At 61.0% G+C, this 13,619-nt stretch carries 16 protein-coding genes; 9 read left to right on the plus strand and 7 right to left on the minus strand.

All coding sequences use genetic code 11. The features are described 5' to 3' along the window. Positions 1–14: 14 nt before the first annotated feature. Together tsaD and NKJ57_RS23205 are read left to right on the plus strand one after the other, a co-directional pair. The gene (tsaD, locus tag NKJ57_RS23200) at positions 15–1,100 is read left to right on the plus strand and encodes a tRNA (adenosine(37)-N6)-threonylcarbamoyltransferase complex transferase subunit TsaD (protein ID WP_196814835.1); all 1,086 of its coding nucleotides are present in this window, start codon (positions 15–17) and stop codon (positions 1,098–1,100) included. Then, a complete protein-coding gene (locus tag NKJ57_RS23205; protein ID WP_352512759.1) occupies positions 1,097–2,113 on the plus strand; it encodes an NAD(P)H-dependent glycerol-3-phosphate dehydrogenase in 1,017 nt (338 codons plus the stop codon). Before tsaD ends, NKJ57_RS23205 begins: the two co-directional genes overlap by 4 nt. On the opposite strand, the gene NKJ57_RS23210 is transcribed toward NKJ57_RS23205, so the two are convergent. Continuing rightward, entirely contained in the window at positions 2,110–3,879 is a 1,770-nt protein-coding gene (locus tag NKJ57_RS23210) for a DUF7056 domain-containing protein (protein ID WP_352512761.1), read from the minus strand. The two genes, NKJ57_RS23205 and NKJ57_RS23210, sit on opposite strands and share 4 nt — an antisense overlap. Positions 3,880–4,117: 238 nt before the next feature. Here NKJ57_RS23210 and NKJ57_RS23215 point away from each other — a divergent pair, with 238 nt between their 5' ends. Beyond that, complete coding sequence (locus NKJ57_RS23215; RefSeq protein ID WP_352512763.1) at positions 4,118–4,966, plus strand: methyltransferase domain-containing protein; 849 nt, start codon at positions 4,118–4,120, stop codon at positions 4,964–4,966. Positions 4,967–5,020: 54 nt separating this feature from the next. On the opposite strand, the gene NKJ57_RS23220 is transcribed toward NKJ57_RS23215, so the two are convergent. From NKJ57_RS23220 to NKJ57_RS23235, 4 genes are read right to left on the minus strand one after another with little or no spacing between them, the layout of a single operon-like run. Then, complete coding sequence (locus NKJ57_RS23220) at positions 5,021–5,644, minus strand: class I SAM-dependent methyltransferase (protein WP_352512765.1); 624 nt, start codon at positions 5,642–5,644, stop codon at positions 5,021–5,023. Between the two features lie 2 nt (positions 5,645–5,646). After that, on the minus strand, positions 5,647–6,138 hold the full coding sequence (locus NKJ57_RS23225) for a GtrA family protein (protein ID WP_352512766.1): 492 nt from the start codon (positions 6,136–6,138) through the stop codon (positions 5,647–5,649). A 4-nt stretch (positions 6,139–6,142) separates the two neighbouring features. Continuing rightward, positions 6,143–7,147, minus strand: a complete 1,005-nt coding sequence (locus NKJ57_RS23230; protein ID WP_352512767.1) for a glycosyltransferase — start codon at positions 7,145–7,147, stop codon at positions 6,143–6,145. Beyond that, positions 7,137–8,366, minus strand: a complete 1,230-nt coding sequence (locus NKJ57_RS23235; protein WP_352512769.1) for a glycosyltransferase family 2 protein — start codon at positions 8,364–8,366, stop codon at positions 7,137–7,139. The genes NKJ57_RS23230 and NKJ57_RS23235 overlap by 11 nt, the downstream gene beginning before the upstream one ends. 388 nt (positions 8,367–8,754) lie before the next feature. Here NKJ57_RS23235 and NKJ57_RS23240 point away from each other — a divergent pair, with 388 nt between their 5' ends. The 4 genes from NKJ57_RS23240 (at position 8,755) to NKJ57_RS23255 (ending at position 10,743) form a co-directional block, all read left to right on the plus strand. Next, positions 8,755–9,051, plus strand: coding sequence for a YciI-like protein (locus tag NKJ57_RS23240; RefSeq protein ID WP_352460307.1), 297 nt, complete (start codon positions 8,755–8,757; stop codon positions 9,049–9,051). Between the two features lie 88 nt (positions 9,052–9,139). Further along, entirely contained in the window at positions 9,140–9,565 is a 426-nt protein-coding gene (locus NKJ57_RS23245) for an EVE domain-containing protein (protein ID WP_352512771.1), read from the plus strand. Beyond that, entirely contained in the window at positions 9,520–10,218 is a 699-nt protein-coding gene (locus NKJ57_RS23250) for a class I SAM-dependent methyltransferase (RefSeq protein ID WP_352512773.1), read from the plus strand. Before NKJ57_RS23245 ends, NKJ57_RS23250 begins: the two co-directional genes overlap by 46 nt. 105 nt (positions 10,219–10,323) lie before the next feature. Then, positions 10,324–10,743: a DUF1761 domain-containing protein gene (locus tag NKJ57_RS23255; RefSeq protein ID WP_352512774.1), complete on the plus strand. Its 420-nt coding sequence runs from the start codon at positions 10,324–10,326 to the stop codon at positions 10,741–10,743. A 15-nt stretch (positions 10,744–10,758) separates the two neighbouring features. On the opposite strand, the gene gcvA is transcribed toward NKJ57_RS23255, so the two are convergent. Continuing rightward, a complete protein-coding gene (gene gcvA / locus NKJ57_RS23260) occupies positions 10,759–11,679 on the minus strand; it encodes a transcriptional regulator GcvA (RefSeq protein ID WP_023670490.1) in 921 nt (306 codons plus the stop codon). A 134-nt stretch (positions 11,680–11,813) separates the two neighbouring features. Here gcvA and NKJ57_RS23265 point away from each other — a divergent pair, with 134 nt between their 5' ends. Continuing rightward, positions 11,814–12,053: a hypothetical protein gene (locus NKJ57_RS23265; protein ID WP_023670491.1), complete on the plus strand. Its 240-nt coding sequence runs from the start codon at positions 11,814–11,816 to the stop codon at positions 12,051–12,053. Positions 12,054–12,214: 161 nt separating this feature from the next. Here the strand turns inward: NKJ57_RS23265 and NKJ57_RS23270 are convergent, their stop codons facing one another. Then, a complete protein-coding gene (locus tag NKJ57_RS23270; RefSeq protein WP_196813612.1) occupies positions 12,215–12,751 on the minus strand; it encodes a L,D-transpeptidase family protein in 537 nt (178 codons plus the stop codon). A gap of 145 nt (positions 12,752–12,896) precedes the next feature. Here NKJ57_RS23270 and NKJ57_RS23275 point away from each other — a divergent pair, with 145 nt between their 5' ends. Beyond that, the gene (locus tag NKJ57_RS23275; RefSeq protein WP_023670493.1) at positions 12,897–13,580 is read left to right on the plus strand and encodes a response regulator transcription factor; all 684 of its coding nucleotides are present in this window, start codon (positions 12,897–12,899) and stop codon (positions 13,578–13,580) included. Positions 13,581–13,619: the final 39 nt, after the last annotated feature.

Here is a 13,619-nt window from a genome sequence, read left to right on the forward strand (position 1 = left end):
ACAGCGACGAATTGATCCGCGTTCTGGGCATTGAGACGAGTTGCGACGAGACCGCCGCCAGCGTGGTGACGCTGGACGGCGATTCCGTGCCGGTGATTGCGTCCAACATCGTGCTCAGCCAGATCGAGGAGCACGCCGCCTTCGGCGGCGTCGTGCCGGAGATCGCCGCGCGTGCCCATGTCGAGGCGCTGGACGGCATTGTCGAGGCCGCTCTTGCGGATTCGGGCGTAGCCCTGGCCGACATCGACGCCATTGCCGCCACTGCCGGCCCCGGCCTAGTCGGCGGGCTGATCGTCGGCCTGATGACAGCCAAGGCGATTGCAGCGGCCGCCGGCAAGCCGCTGATCGCCATCAACCATCTCGAAGGCCACGCACTGACCGCAAGGCTGACCGACGGGCTCGATTTTCCCTATCTGCTGCTGCTGGTCTCCGGTGGCCACACCCAGATCGTCGCCGTGCGCGACGTCGGCGACTACCAACGCTGGGCGACGACCATCGACGACGCGCTCGGCGAAGCTTTCGACAAGACGGCCAAAATGCTCGGCCTGCCCTATCCCGGCGGCCCGAATGTCGAAAAGGCGGCAATCTCGGGCGATGCGACGCGATTTGCCTTTCCACGGCCGATGAAAGGATCTGCGCAGCCCGATTTCTCCTTCTCCGGCCTCAAGACCGCGGTGCGCCAGGCGGCGACCGCCATCCAGCCGCTAAGCGAGCAGGATGTCGCCGACATCTGCGCCTCGTTCCAGGCGGCGGTAGCCGACTCACTTGGCGACCGCGTGGCCCGCGCGCTGGCCCGCTTCCGCGACGAATTTCCGGACAAGGCCGAGCCGGCGCTGGTCGTTGCCGGTGGAGTCGCCGCCAACAGAGCGATCAAGGCGACGCTGCAGAAGCAGTGCGCCGAGGCCGGCTTCGCCTTTGTCGCGCCGCCGCTCAAACTGTGCACCGACAACGCGGCGATGATCGCCTGGGCCGGCATCGAGCGGTTGCGGGCAGGCCTGTCGCAAGAGAACGGCTTCGATTTCGTGCCGCGTTCGCGCTGGCCGCTGGACAGCATTTCGGCCCCGATGGTCGGCTCCGGCCGGCGCGGAGCAAAAGCATGAGCGCCGGCAACACAAGCGGCAGGGACAGAACCGGCTGGCGCGTCGCCGTGCTCGGCGGCGGCGCCTGGGGCACGGCGCTAGCGCTGGCGATGCTGCGCGCCGGTCACGATGTCCGGCTCTACGCCCGCGACGAAGAGACGGTTTCCGCGATCCGCCGCGGCGAGAACCCGCGTTATCTCCCCGGCATCGCCATTGAAACAGGCATTGCGGCGACGAGCGATATCAGCACGGCCCTGACCGATGCCGATTGCGCGCTGGCCGTGGCGCCGGCGCAGGCGCTGCGCGCCATGCTGACGACGGCAAAGCCCCATATGCCGAAAGGCATCCCGCTGGTTCTCTGCGCCAAAGGCATCGAGCGCGACACCGGCGCGCTGCTGTCGGCGATCGTTGGTGAGATCCTGCCCGAAACTCCGGTTTCGGCCTTGTCCGGTCCGAGCTTTGCCGCCGATGTGGCCAGGGGTCTGCCGACCGCTGTCGTAGTTGCTTCCCCCGACGACGCCTTGGCGGCCGAGCTTGCCGCGCGCTTTTCGGCGCAGAATCTGCGCTGCTATTCCAGCGACGATTTGATCGGCGTCGAGATTGGTGGCGCTTTGAAGAATGTCTTCGCCATTGCCGCTGGCGCCGTCACCGGCGCTGGGCTCGGCGCCAGCGCGCAGGCCGCCATGGTGACGCGCGGCTTCGTCGAACTGCGCCGCATCGGGGCATCCTTCGGCGCCAAGCCGGAGACGCTGATGGGGCTTTCCGGCCTCGGCGACCTTTTGCTCACCTGCTCTTCGGCCCAGTCGCGCAATTTCGCCTATGGGCTGGCGCTGGGGCAAGGTAAGCCCTTGGCCGGACTGCCGCTCGCCGAAGGCGTGCCGACGGCGGCGATCGCCGCCCGCATCGCCACCGAGCGCCACATCGACGCGCCGATCATCGCTGCGGTGTCGGCGATACTGGACGGCACGATCACCATTCGGCAGGCTGTCACGGCATTGATGACCCGGCCGCTGAAGACCGAAACCGGTATTTAATTGTAAACTCCCGTGAACAGCTCGGTATTGTCCCCGCCAGGCACGATGCGGTTTTCATAGTGACCTTCCGGCAGCAGCAGTGCCTCGGCTGGACCGTTGCGCAGGACAACGTCGCTGGTACCTGCCTCCAAGGATAGGGGCGAAGAATGCGAGGTGCCGTTTATCTCGACCTCGCCGTCTGCAAGCTCCCCGCTGGTCGTGTACAGGCTGTATCGTCCGGCGACAGGCACCTTGAAAACGACCGGACGACCGGAATAGAGGCGACGACCAGCCATTCTGATGTTGGGAGCGATCTGGACGTAGCTGTCGCGGATGAGAGGCGCGATCACGGTATCGATCAAATCCATGCGATATGACCAGAGGACCATCTTGGGCGGGGAATCCGAGAGAACTTTGTAGGCTTCCGATTGCCTGCCTTCCTGCAATGTTTTCAAGACATAATGCTGGTCGAGCCAGAGTGTGGAGGGCTCCTGTCGATTGGGCAGCATGGCGATGCCGTCGAAATACTTCTCATCCGGTGCGAGCAAAGATTCCGCGCGCGAGACCAGTTCAAGCTGGGTCTGATTGTTGAGGCGTAGGTAAACGACATTGCTCGCGTAGCTCATGGCGATGGCTGTGATCAGCACCGCGAGGACAGGAACCCGGTAGCGCGCGTGGGTTGCGGTGCTGTCGAGAAGCTCCAACGACCAGAGCGCAACGAAGGGCAACGCCATGATGAAGACATAAGGCCAGGGCTGGTCGTGCGTGAATACCAGCACCGTGATGACGAGTGAAAAGATCAGCGCAATTCGCCTTCGACCATCGAGTTTCATGATCCGCATCAGTGACAGGGCCATACCGGAGAAACAGATCCCGTAAAGAAGGGCGTTCCGCGCCAGTGTCTGTAACACGAACTGCCTCAGTCCCCCGTAGTCACCGCCTCCACGCGTCGCAATCTCGACCGGGCCAAGTATAAGGTTTTTGGCCGCGAGAACAGGGGCGCCTCCACCGAAGATCAAGCAATAGACCATTATCGGAACGGCCCATCCAAGCACGAGCCACCCTCCGCGAACCGCCCCTGTTGCGTAGCGTCTCATCAAGGCTGCGTCAGCAACAAGGCCGATGCCGAGCGCAACGTTGAAGTAGACCGATTTCTGAGTGATGACGAAGGCAAGGCCACTTAGCATGCCGGCGGCAACAAGCTGCCTTGCCCTCAACCCAGGTGCGCGCAGGACAACCAGCAACGCCGCCACGGCGAAGAACACTGCCGGCGGTTCGGCGATGGTACGAAAGATGCGCTCCATGAAATTCGAAAAGCACAGGAGAACGAGGACGATCGTCAAAGCGCGCACGCGATCCTCGCCCAGAGCGCGAGCGCATGCGTAGATCAAAGAGATCGTCCCGCAGGCCAGCAACGCAGTCTGCATGCGGCCAGCAAGCAGAACCGACGTGGCATTCCAGCCGATCAGATGAGCAATCTCATAAAAAGCCGCATAGCCGACCGCCTTGGGATGCCAGATCGTATCGAACAGGCCGTTGGAGAAATATTTCGCCCATCCGAGTTGGACGAATTCATCCATGACGAAGCGGATGTTCCAAGCCAGAACGAACAGCAAGATGATCTTGAGTGCGATCAGGATATGCAGAAAAGTTGTTGTTGGGCGCTGCCCGAGAGCGAACAGCTTGTTTGGTCCCGGCTCCTGCGTATTCAAGACAACCCCCTCGATCGTGCCCAGGCAGACCAACGCCAGGCGTGCTGCCTCGCTGGGCGCAACGCCCTTCATCATCAGACAACAACTTCGAGGCCGGCAGCTCCGCTTGGCGAAGCATGGTTCCACCGCGGTTAATTTTCCGAGACTGTGCGGAACTGAAGCCGTCGCGCTTCGGATTCTTGCAGCGCTCCGCTCCAGCCTGTCTATACGTAGCGGACTTTAGCCGCTGTTAGCCTTTTGCTTGCTAAGAAGCGTTACGTTCAGACACGGCAACCTGCCTCTGCGACAATGCGGAGGCTTGAAAGGACATCGCGTGCTACAACCCAAGATGGCATCGGGCCTCGTCTGCCCAGTCTGCTATTCCAGGCTTGGCACAAGCCCGGTTGCCCTGACCTGCGAATCTTGCCCTGCCCCCTATCCCGTGCACAAAGGGATTCCGTTCTTTGTCGAGTCGCCGGTGAGGGAGGGCTTCGACGCGAGCTTCCATGAAGAGGCGTATGCCGGTACCAGTACGCGCGCCCGTCTCTACAATTCGCTCAAGCAGGTCATCACCAGCGAATATTCACCGCACGACACGCTAAATTCGTTTCTTGCCTCGATACCTCAGGACTCGATGATCGTTGAGTTCGGCTCCGGCGCACGGCGCGTCCGCCCCGATGTTCTCAACATTGACCTGTTCCCCACCCCGAACGTCGATCTGGTCGCGAATATCGAGCACACGCCGCTTGCGAGCGATTCCGTCGACGTCGTCATTCTGGACAGCGTGATCGAGCATGTTCCCAATCCGGTAGCGGTCGTCGATGAAGTGTTCCGTGTCCTGAAGCCGGGTGGGAAGCTGCTCTGCATCAACCCTTTCCTGTTCCCCTATCACGGCTATCCCGCCCACTACTGCAACTTCACAAAGGACGGGATCGAGCAGCTTCTCCAGCGGTTCGCAAGGGTAGAGGTCCAGACGCATCAAGGGCCGACAAGCGCGATCGTCAACATCCTTTCGGAATATATCGGCGTCGTTATCGGTCGAGAGAACCGAACCCGCTACATGATAGCGAAAGCCGCAATCCTGACGCTGACATTCCCGTTGAAGTTTATCGATAAATTTCTGGTCGATCGCCCGGAGAGTCACCGGATCGCCAGCATGCTCAGCACCATCGCGACCAAATAGCGTGTCGTTGATCCGCGCTTACCGCCTCGTGACACGCCGGGATCCACCCATCTGCTACCAGCTGAGCAGTTCACAATAATTCGGCCGGTCCGGTGATGCCGATACTCTCTTTGCCGTCGGGAAATGCCGCTTTGCCATGGCCGCGAAGTCCGAACGCGAAAACAAGACGACATGCTTGTCTCCGGTAATGTGCCGGTCCGCAAGAAGCGACAAGGTGGCGCGTATTCCACCAGGCTCGATGTCCTTGAGGATGATCTTCCGGCAGGCCCAGCGTTCGCAACTGTTGGCCAGCGATTTGAAGAACGCCTCGCGCCGATCCACCGGTACATGATGAATGACGTCGGAAATCGTGACGACATCGTAAGACCCTTGCACGCTGGAAAGGTCCGTCGCGGGCAGAAGTTCGACCTTCGCCCGATTTGCGTTGCTTAGAAACGCACCGATCGAAGGGGCGAGATCGCACATCGTAATCCTCAGGTCGGGGCGCTGATCGAGCAGCCGGTCGACGAGCGCTCCATCGCCGCCGCCGATATCCAAAACCTTCGCGCCGTTCGGCAATTCGCGATCGAGAAAATCCGCGATTGCATTGAGATTGACGAAAACGCGACGGTAGACGTCTCCGACCGGCTTGAAATGGCGGCCAAGAGCCCTGCGCATGATCTGACCTGGCGGTAGCATTCTTATTCCTCGTTTCCGGAAAATTGTCGTGTGGTTGAGCGAGATGCTGTCGGCGCGGTGGCGGACCGTAGACTGAACCGTGACAAGATAGCCAAATGCGCAACCACAACGTTCCAGATGAGTAACGCCACGGTGGCGATCGGAGACGCGATCGCAACACCAAGGCCAAGCCAGGAACAGAGAAGCACCATCATGGCTACCGAGATCGGGTAGGCCGCAGCCACGCCTGCCGCAAAACGCGCAAATGCCTTGAAGCGCAGCGGTTTGCCGAAGGTGAACCAGCTGTGCAGAGCGTAGCCGGTCGGCGTCACCGCCAGGAATGAAATCATGATGCCCAGCAGGTAGTGCCTGCCCAGCTGATCGACCGTAATCATGATGACATTGTGCGCAATTGCGCATATCGCTCCCACCACAATGTACCGCCGTCCCCGTTCCAGAAGCGGTCTTTCGCTCTGGTCCACTGGGATGTCGGCGATCCTGACAGAGCTGGACATCGCCTCAGAAAGCTCCTGTCAGTTTCGCGCGAAGCCGGCACATGACACGCTCACGCAGCCGCGAATCGCGCAAATAGCGCCTCAATCCCGTCGGCCCGAGCGACAGCATGATACGAGCGGCTCGAAGCAAGGCCTTCAAGTCGCCGGCTGACGCAGCCGCCAGCGACACATTAACGCTGATCGATGCCCGAGCAGCAGATTCGATCCGGCGCCGGCTGCGCGCCGAAAGCCGGTCCAAATGGCGCTCCAGGACAGTCTGCATTTGCGAACGGAATTCGTTCGCATCGCGCGATCCGGTTACGGTCAGCGAATCGCCATGAACCCGGAAGGCCGTGGTTATCTCCTGGTGATAAATGACGGGTCCGGAAACGGCGAGCTTCGCCCATATATCCCAATCAGCCGTATACCAGAGCCTCTCATCCATACCCCCGCATGCCAGCCACGCATTCCGACGAAATATCGGAGCAGGCACGGACACGAAATTCTGTACGAGAAGCCGTTCCAGCAAGAAGTCGGATTCGAGCACCTTGTCGCTCGGCAAGGGACAGTTCCAGCATCCCATTCCCCGGCCGTAGCGGTCGACGATCGCAGTCGGGGCCAAGTGAAGCGCTGCTTCGGGCAGGTCCTCGAGCCAGCGTCGCGTGGCCTCGATGCGCCCGGGCAACCAAAGGTCGTCTTGGTGGAGTATGCAGACATAGTCGGCGGCGGCCAGCTCAACGCCCAGATTGGTCTTCGACTGCCAGGGCGCTAGATCCTTTCGCCGCAGCAGCCGGAAGGCCGGCCGGTGGAGAAATCGCTCGACAATGGCGGAAGTAGCGTTTGTCGGGCTGCTGTCGATAATGATTATCTCCAGGCCATCGCTCGGCTCTGCAGCAAGCGAGTCAAGTGTCGCTCCAATCCATGCCGCCCCGTCATGGACCGGCATGACAACCGACAGAAAAGGCTTTGCGGCCGCGCGGCTTGCCGCTTGAATTTCCGCTCGCAAGGCTGCTGGAGGGCTAGAGCTCACGTCTGCTACTCAACGTATCAAGCAGCAATTTGAGCACGAAGCCGGACAGCACCATCGACATGCCGGCCACGCAGATGGTGGTGACTACAAAGGTCAGGTGCACCGATTGCTCCATGGGGCCGCCAATAAGAATCCAATGTAGCGCGAGTGACACATCGGCCGCGAAGCCGGTTGCCGCGAGTACGCCACCGGAAAAAACCAGCCATTCCAAAGGCCGGCCGCGCGTCAGCCATGGCACAATTCGACCGCTGTAGACCGGGTGGTAGATGGCGATTGCCACCTTTGCCAGCATACCGAACAGGATCGCTGAAAGGCCAATCAACGTCGCCATGGCCGAAAGCGCGACGAAGTGAATTCCAAAGTACCATCCGCCGATGCGAACAGGCCCAGCCGCGAGAACGGCAAGGCCGGCAATGCCAGCGATCAACAAGGTCAGCCCAGGCACGAGATACATGGTATCGGGCGCATGGGCTATGATCAGCCGCAGATGTCGCCAACCGTCCCGGAAGGAACGCAGATGCGGCGCGCGGTTGCGCTTGTCGGGGTAGAGCTTGATCGGCACTTCACGAATGGCGAGCCCAGCGCGATGCGCATTGATGATCATTTCCGAAGCGAATTCCATCCCTGGCGAGCGCGCGCCGATTTTTAGAAATGCCTCGCGCGTGAAACCGCGCATGCCGCAATGGAAGTCGCGGACCGGAGAGTTGTGCAAACAGCGAGCGATGGTGGAAAGGACAGGATTGCCGAGGTAGCGATGCAACGATGGCATGGCGCCCGGCTGGATCCCGCCGGCGAACCGGTCGCCCATCACAAGTTCCGCACCCTGTTCCAACGCATCGACGAAATCGCCGAGCTGGCTCCAATCGTAGGAATCATCGGCATCCGCCATGATGAGATATTTGCCTTCGGCCGCTTCGACCGCGGCACTGATTGCCGCGCCATAGCCCTTTACCGGCTGATGAACGACCCGCGCTCCCAGCTTTTGCGCAATCTCCACCGACTTGTCCGCGGATCCATTGTCGCCAACGACGACTTCCCCCTTGATGCCGCGCATCGAGAAGGCATTGAAGGCTTTGCGAATGCAAATGCCGAGCGTCAGTTCCTCGTTCAGGCAAGGAATGATTGCAGAGACGAGAACACGCTCGGTCCCCATGCCGGCCGTGAAAGCAAGCGCGACGTCGTCGATCCGAACCGTCGTGTTGCGCGCGATGCTCTCCATTGCGACCTCTATTCAGGCGTTCTGAGCAGACCAGCCCATTTCACAATTGGCTTGCTGGAGTGTTGCGTATCGAAAATTGATTATTTTTGAATTTACGAAATACTCGGTAGTGTATTTATAGGCGGCGGCAAGCAAAGCTGGTGCGCTGTTGTGGTGCGCGACGCAGCCTGTCGCCTTCGTCCACTCTTTCGGCGACGCGGGTTGCGTTTGTGATTTTCATCAACCCAGGACTGTCAACTATTTCAACGCCTTGGCTTGAGCCATAGCGGAGATTCAATGCGTCGAGAGATCGTCATTTGGCATTGACCCGAAGCCAGCATAAAAGCAAAACCGCGATTTCGGCAGTTCAAGCGAGCTGTTGTCGCAATCCCGAAACGGAGTTTTAAAAATGCTGTTTGCGTTGATTTGCAAGGACAAGCGGGGCAGCCTGCAGGTGCGGGTCGATACGCGACCGGTCCACGTCGCCTTTCTCGAAGGCCTGAACGCCGACAACAAACTGGCCTTTGCCGGCCCGTTCCTCGACGCCGAAGGCAAGCCCAATGGCAGCCTCGTCGTCGTCGAAGCGCCCGATCTCGCCGGTGCGCAGGCGCTGTCGGCTGCCGACCCCTATGCCAAGGCCGGGCTGTTCGAAAGTGTCGAAATCCGCCAGTGGAACTGGACCTTCAACAAGCCGGCGGCTAGTTAGTTCCGACGGCGCCTAGAGCGATCCCAGGAAAAGTGTGTAACGGGTTTCCGTCCGGAATTGCGCAAAAAATAGTAGTTGGAGCAAAGACATGAACTACTGGCTGTTCAAATCCGAACCTTCGGTCTTCTCCTTCGAGGCGCTGAAGGCCAAGGGCAATGCCGGCACGCAGTGGGACGGCGTGCGCAACTATGCAGCGCGCAACAACATGAAGGCGATGCAGATCGGCGATCTCGGCTTCTTCTATCACTCCAATGAAGGGCTGAACGTCGTCGGCATTGCCGAAGTCTGCGGGCTTGCCCATCCCGACAGCACCACCGACGATCCGCGCTGGGAATGCGTCGACATCCGAGCCTTCAAGGATGTGCCGAACCCGCCGACGCTGGAACAGGTCAAGGCCAATCCGAAACTCGCCGAGATGGCGCTGGTGCGGCTTGGACGGCTTTCCGTACAGCCGGTGACGCCGGCCGAATGGAAGGAAGTCTGCCGCATGGGCGGCCTGACGCCGGCTCCGTGACGGCCCTCACGCCGAACAGCGCGAAAAAGTTCATTCTCGACAACACGGCGCTTATGTCGCCGCCGCATGTGCCGGAGATTGTGCTCAATCTTGCCGACGAAGCGCATGACCTCTGGCAGCGCACGGAGAACGAGCTGATCGAAATCGGCCTGCCGCCGCCGTTTTGGGCCTTTGCCTGGGCCGGCGGTCAGGGCCTTGCCCGTTACGTGCTGGACAATCCGTCGGATGTGCGGGGCAAACGCGTGCTCGACTTCGCCTCCGGCTCCGGCCTTGTCGCCGTCGCCGCCGCCAAGGCGGGTGCGGCGCACGTGATCGCCGCCGACATCGACCCGTTCTGCGAAACGGCGATCCGCCTCAACGCAGAGGCCAATGGCGTTGCCATCGACTTTTGCGGCACGGACTGCATCGGCACCGACGCCGGCTGGGACGTGGTACTGGCGGGCGACGTCTTCTACGACAAATCCTTCGCCGACACGCTGATGCCGTGGTTTTCGACACTGAAGGCGCGCGGCGCTGACATCCTCGTCGGCGATCCTGGCCGCTCCTACATGCCGAAGGCGGGACTGGAGCCGCTCGCCGTCTACGAAGTGGCGGTGACGCGGGCGCTGGAGGACGCCCTGGTCAAGCGCACCACGGTGTGGCGCTTCGCTTGACGGCATTGCCGAACAGGCGTTCCATCGCGCATTGATTTGAAGAACACGCATGTCGTTATCCCAGAACCGTCAGGCTTTGGGCTGCATGCTTGAGGGGAGGACTTTATGGATTTTTCAGTGGTGAACTGGCTGGCGGTGGCTGTCGCGGCCGTCGCGGCGTGGCTGTTTGGCGCCGTCTGGTACACGGCCCTCAGCAAGCCTTGGATGAGGGCGGCCAGGATCGATCCGTCAACGTCAAAGAAATCAATATTGCCCTTCATCATCTCCTTCATCGCCGAGCTGATCATGGCGCTGGTCTTGGCCTTGGTCGTCGGCGCGATGACGGGCGGCGAGCCGGTCCTTGTCGCAGGGCTGGTCCTCGGCTTCGTCCTCTGGCTGGGTTTCGTCGCCACGACGCTGACGGCCAACCATCGCTATGAGAATTTCGGCTGGGACCTGACCCTGATCGACGGCGGCCACTGGCTCGGCGTGCTGTTGATCATCGGCGCGGTGATCGGCTGGTTCGGGACGCCGGTCGCCGGCTGAGGCCTGCAGAAGTCGTCAGGTCTGCGTCCTGGCGACTTCGTCGAGGATCCATTCGCGGAAAGCGATAATGCGCGGATCGTTGGCAGTGCTCTCGGGATAGACCAGGAAGTAGCCGAACTCCGGCCCCACGCGCAGACCGAGTTCAAAGGGCTGCACCAGCCTTCCCTGGGAAAGGTCGTTTGCCACCATGGCGAACTCGGCGAGCGCCACGGCATTGCCGTCGAGCGCCGCCTGCACGGCATCGGTAGAGGTTCCAAACACGATAGTCCGGCTGTCGTCGAAATCGTTGATGCCGGCCGCGGCCATCCACATGCGCCAGTTCGGCCATGTCACGCCTTGGCGCGACCATTCGATATGGGCAAGCGTGTGGTTGAAGAGGTCGCGCGGTTCGCGCAGCGGCGGGCCGGAGGTCAGCAGGCTCGGGCTGCACACCGGAATGAGGATGTTGTCGAACAGGCGATGGGCGCGAAGCCCCGGATACTTGCCGACCCCGAACCGGATGCCGACATCGACGTCGTCGAGTTCGAAATCGCGCACTTCGTAGCCGATGTCGAACCTCAGTTCGATATTGGGCTGAAGTTTGCGAAAATCGTCGACGCGCCGCATCAGCCATTTTGACGCGAACTGCGCGTCGAGCGTTACCTTCAGCAATGCCGTGCCGCGCGTCAGCTTGCGCGCCCGCGACACCGCCCGGTTGAGCAGGTCGAGCGCATCGATCGAGGCCTCGAACAGCACCGTACCTGCCTCGGTCAACCGGATGGTACGACTGGTTCGCGTGAACAGCACCAGCCCGAGCTGATCCTCGATTTCCTTGATCTGGTGGCTGACCGCCGCCGGCGTCAGCCCGAGCTCGTCGGCAGCGCGGGTGAAATTGAGGTGGCGGGCGGCGGCTTCCAGAGTCCTCAGCGCGCGCGTTCCGGGCAACAGACGGGACATCACCGTATCCTCAAATAAAACTTGACGATCCGAAAAGAACTACTCGTTTCTCGCATGGATTTCAATGCGGCATGATGCATGCATCGAAACACCATCAAGCCGGATTTGATATCCGGCGGAACACGGAGCGCATCATGTCCATCTTCGTTTTGAACTCGCCAGCAGCTCGCTCGAACTGGTTGCATGCCGTAACGGACTGGCTTCGCCAGGCGAAAGTCGCCATCAACCTGCCGCGCCAGGACGTGGAGGATCTGTCGGATCGCCAGTTGCGCGACGTCGGCGCGCAGCGCAAGGACGTGACGCGGGCCGTGGACCGGGAACTCGGCCGGCTTGGATTGCTGGACACTGGGTGGCAGAAGCCGAGAAGGCGTTAGGCAATGGTGAGTAGTGAGTAGTGAGTAGTGAGTAGTGAGTAGTGAGTAGTGAAGGCCTATTCCCTATTCCCTATTCCCTATTCCCTATTCCCTATTCCCTATTCCCTATTCCCTATTCCCTATTCCCTATTCCCTACTCCCTACTCCCTACTCCCTACTCCCTACCTCACCACCCTCACCACCGTCCGGTCCGACACCAGCGGCAACAGCCGCGCCATTGTCCGCGCTGTCACCGCCACGCAGCCTTGCGTCGGTGTGAAGCCTGGGCGCGCCAGATGGAAGAAGATGGCGCTGCCACGGCCGCGCCGGCGCGGCGCCATGTTCCAGTCGAGCACAAGGCAGGCGTCATAGAGGCGGTCGTCGCGCCGCATTCGCTCATGGCTGGCGCCATAAGGGATTTTCACCGGCCGGTTGTAGTTGCGGTCGTCCGGCACCTCGCACCAGCCGAGATCGGCGCCGATCGGCGCCATCGCCAGCCGGGTTTTGCGGCCGGCCGCGAAATGATCGCCCCGAAAATATCCTGACAAAATCCGCATCTCGCCAAGCGGCGTCGCACCGTCGCCTTCGCGCTTATTGGCCGAGATGCCGCCGCGTCCGAGCGCACAGGCAAACACCTTGCTGCCGGCCTGCAATATCCCCTGGCTGGGGTTGCCCGGCCTCGCCCGAACCACCAGCACACGCAGCCCTTTCGGCAAAATTGCGCCGGCTGCATTGCGATCGCGTTTTTTCTTGTATGATCGTGTCACGGAACAAATCACTGTGATCGGACTGTTGCGCCGGTCAGCTTCCGCATAAATGGGGGGCGGTCAACTGAAAATTCTTTTCAAAACAATGGATTGATCCATGACATCACGTACCATTCTGATCGTTGACGACGATGACGACCTGCGCGGAACCCTCGTCGAGCAACTGGCCCTTTACGAAGAATTCGACGTCTTGCAGGAAGCGACCGCCGCCAAAGGCGTCGCCGCGGCGCGCGGCGGGCTCATCGACCTGCTCATCATGGATGTCGGGCTGCCGGACATGGATGGCCGCGAGGCGGTGAAGATCCTGCGCAAGGGCGGCTACAAGGCGCCGATCATCATGCTGACCGGCCACGATACCGATTCCGACACGATTCTGGGCCTCGAGGCGGGCGCCAACGACTATGTCACCAAGCCGTTCCGCTTCGCCGTGCTGCTCGCCCGCATACGCGCACAACTGCGCCAGCACGAGCAGAGCGAGGACGCCACCTTTTCGGTCGGGCCCTACACGTTCAAGCCCAGCCAGAAGCTTCTGATCGACCAGCGCGGCGGCAAGGTGCGGCTGACCGAGAAGGAAGCCTCGATCATCAAATATCTCTATCGAGCCGACCAGAAGGTGGTCACGCGCGACGTCCTGCTCGAGGAAGTGTGGGGCTACAATTCCGGCGTCACCACGCACACGCTGGAAACTCACGTCTACCGGCTGCGCCAGAAGATCGAGCGCGATCCTTCCAATGCTGAAATTCTTGTGACAGAAAGCGGCGGCTACAAGCTGGTTCCTTAAACTTTTCATTGTTCAATAAGCGGTCGGGGCGGGACTGTT

The organism is Mesorhizobium sp. M0077, from assembly GCF_040322955.1.
Taxonomy (GTDB): Bacteria; Pseudomonadota; Alphaproteobacteria; order Rhizobiales; family Rhizobiaceae; genus Mesorhizobium.

Bases quoted from the DNA above. Each gene is read 5' to 3' on its own strand.
- NKJ57_RS23205 (WP_352512759.1), top strand. From the start codon at position 1,097: ATGAGCGCCGGCAACACAAGCGGCAGGGACAGAACCGGCTGGCGCGTC.
- NKJ57_RS23210 (WP_352512761.1), bottom strand. From the start codon at position 3,879: ATGATGAAGGGCGTTGCGCCCAGCGAGGCAGCACGCCTGGCGTTGGTC.
- NKJ57_RS23220 (WP_352512765.1), bottom strand. From the start codon at position 5,644: ATGCTACCGCCAGGTCAGATCATGCGCAGGGCTCTTGGCCGCCATTTC.
- NKJ57_RS23225 (WP_352512766.1), bottom strand. From the start codon at position 6,138: ATGTCCAGCTCTGTCAGGATCGCCGACATCCCAGTGGACCAGAGCGAA.
- NKJ57_RS23235 (WP_352512769.1), bottom strand. From the start codon at position 8,366: ATGGAGAGCATCGCGCGCAACACGACGGTTCGGATCGACGACGTCGCG.
- NKJ57_RS23240 (WP_352460307.1), top strand. From the start codon at position 8,755: ATGCTGTTTGCGTTGATTTGCAAGGACAAGCGGGGCAGCCTGCAGGTG.
- NKJ57_RS23245 (WP_352512771.1), top strand. From the start codon at position 9,140: ATGAACTACTGGCTGTTCAAATCCGAACCTTCGGTCTTCTCCTTCGAG.
- NKJ57_RS23250 (WP_352512773.1), top strand. From the start codon at position 9,520: ATGGAAGGAAGTCTGCCGCATGGGCGGCCTGACGCCGGCTCCGTGACG.
- NKJ57_RS23255 (WP_352512774.1), top strand. From the start codon at position 10,324: ATGGATTTTTCAGTGGTGAACTGGCTGGCGGTGGCTGTCGCGGCCGTC.
- gcvA (WP_023670490.1), bottom strand. From the start codon at position 11,679: ATGTCCCGTCTGTTGCCCGGAACGCGCGCGCTGAGGACTCTGGAAGCC.
- NKJ57_RS23265 (WP_023670491.1), top strand. From the start codon at position 11,814: ATGTCCATCTTCGTTTTGAACTCGCCAGCAGCTCGCTCGAACTGGTTG.
- NKJ57_RS23275 (WP_023670493.1), top strand. From the start codon at position 12,897: ATGACATCACGTACCATTCTGATCGTTGACGACGATGACGACCTGCGC.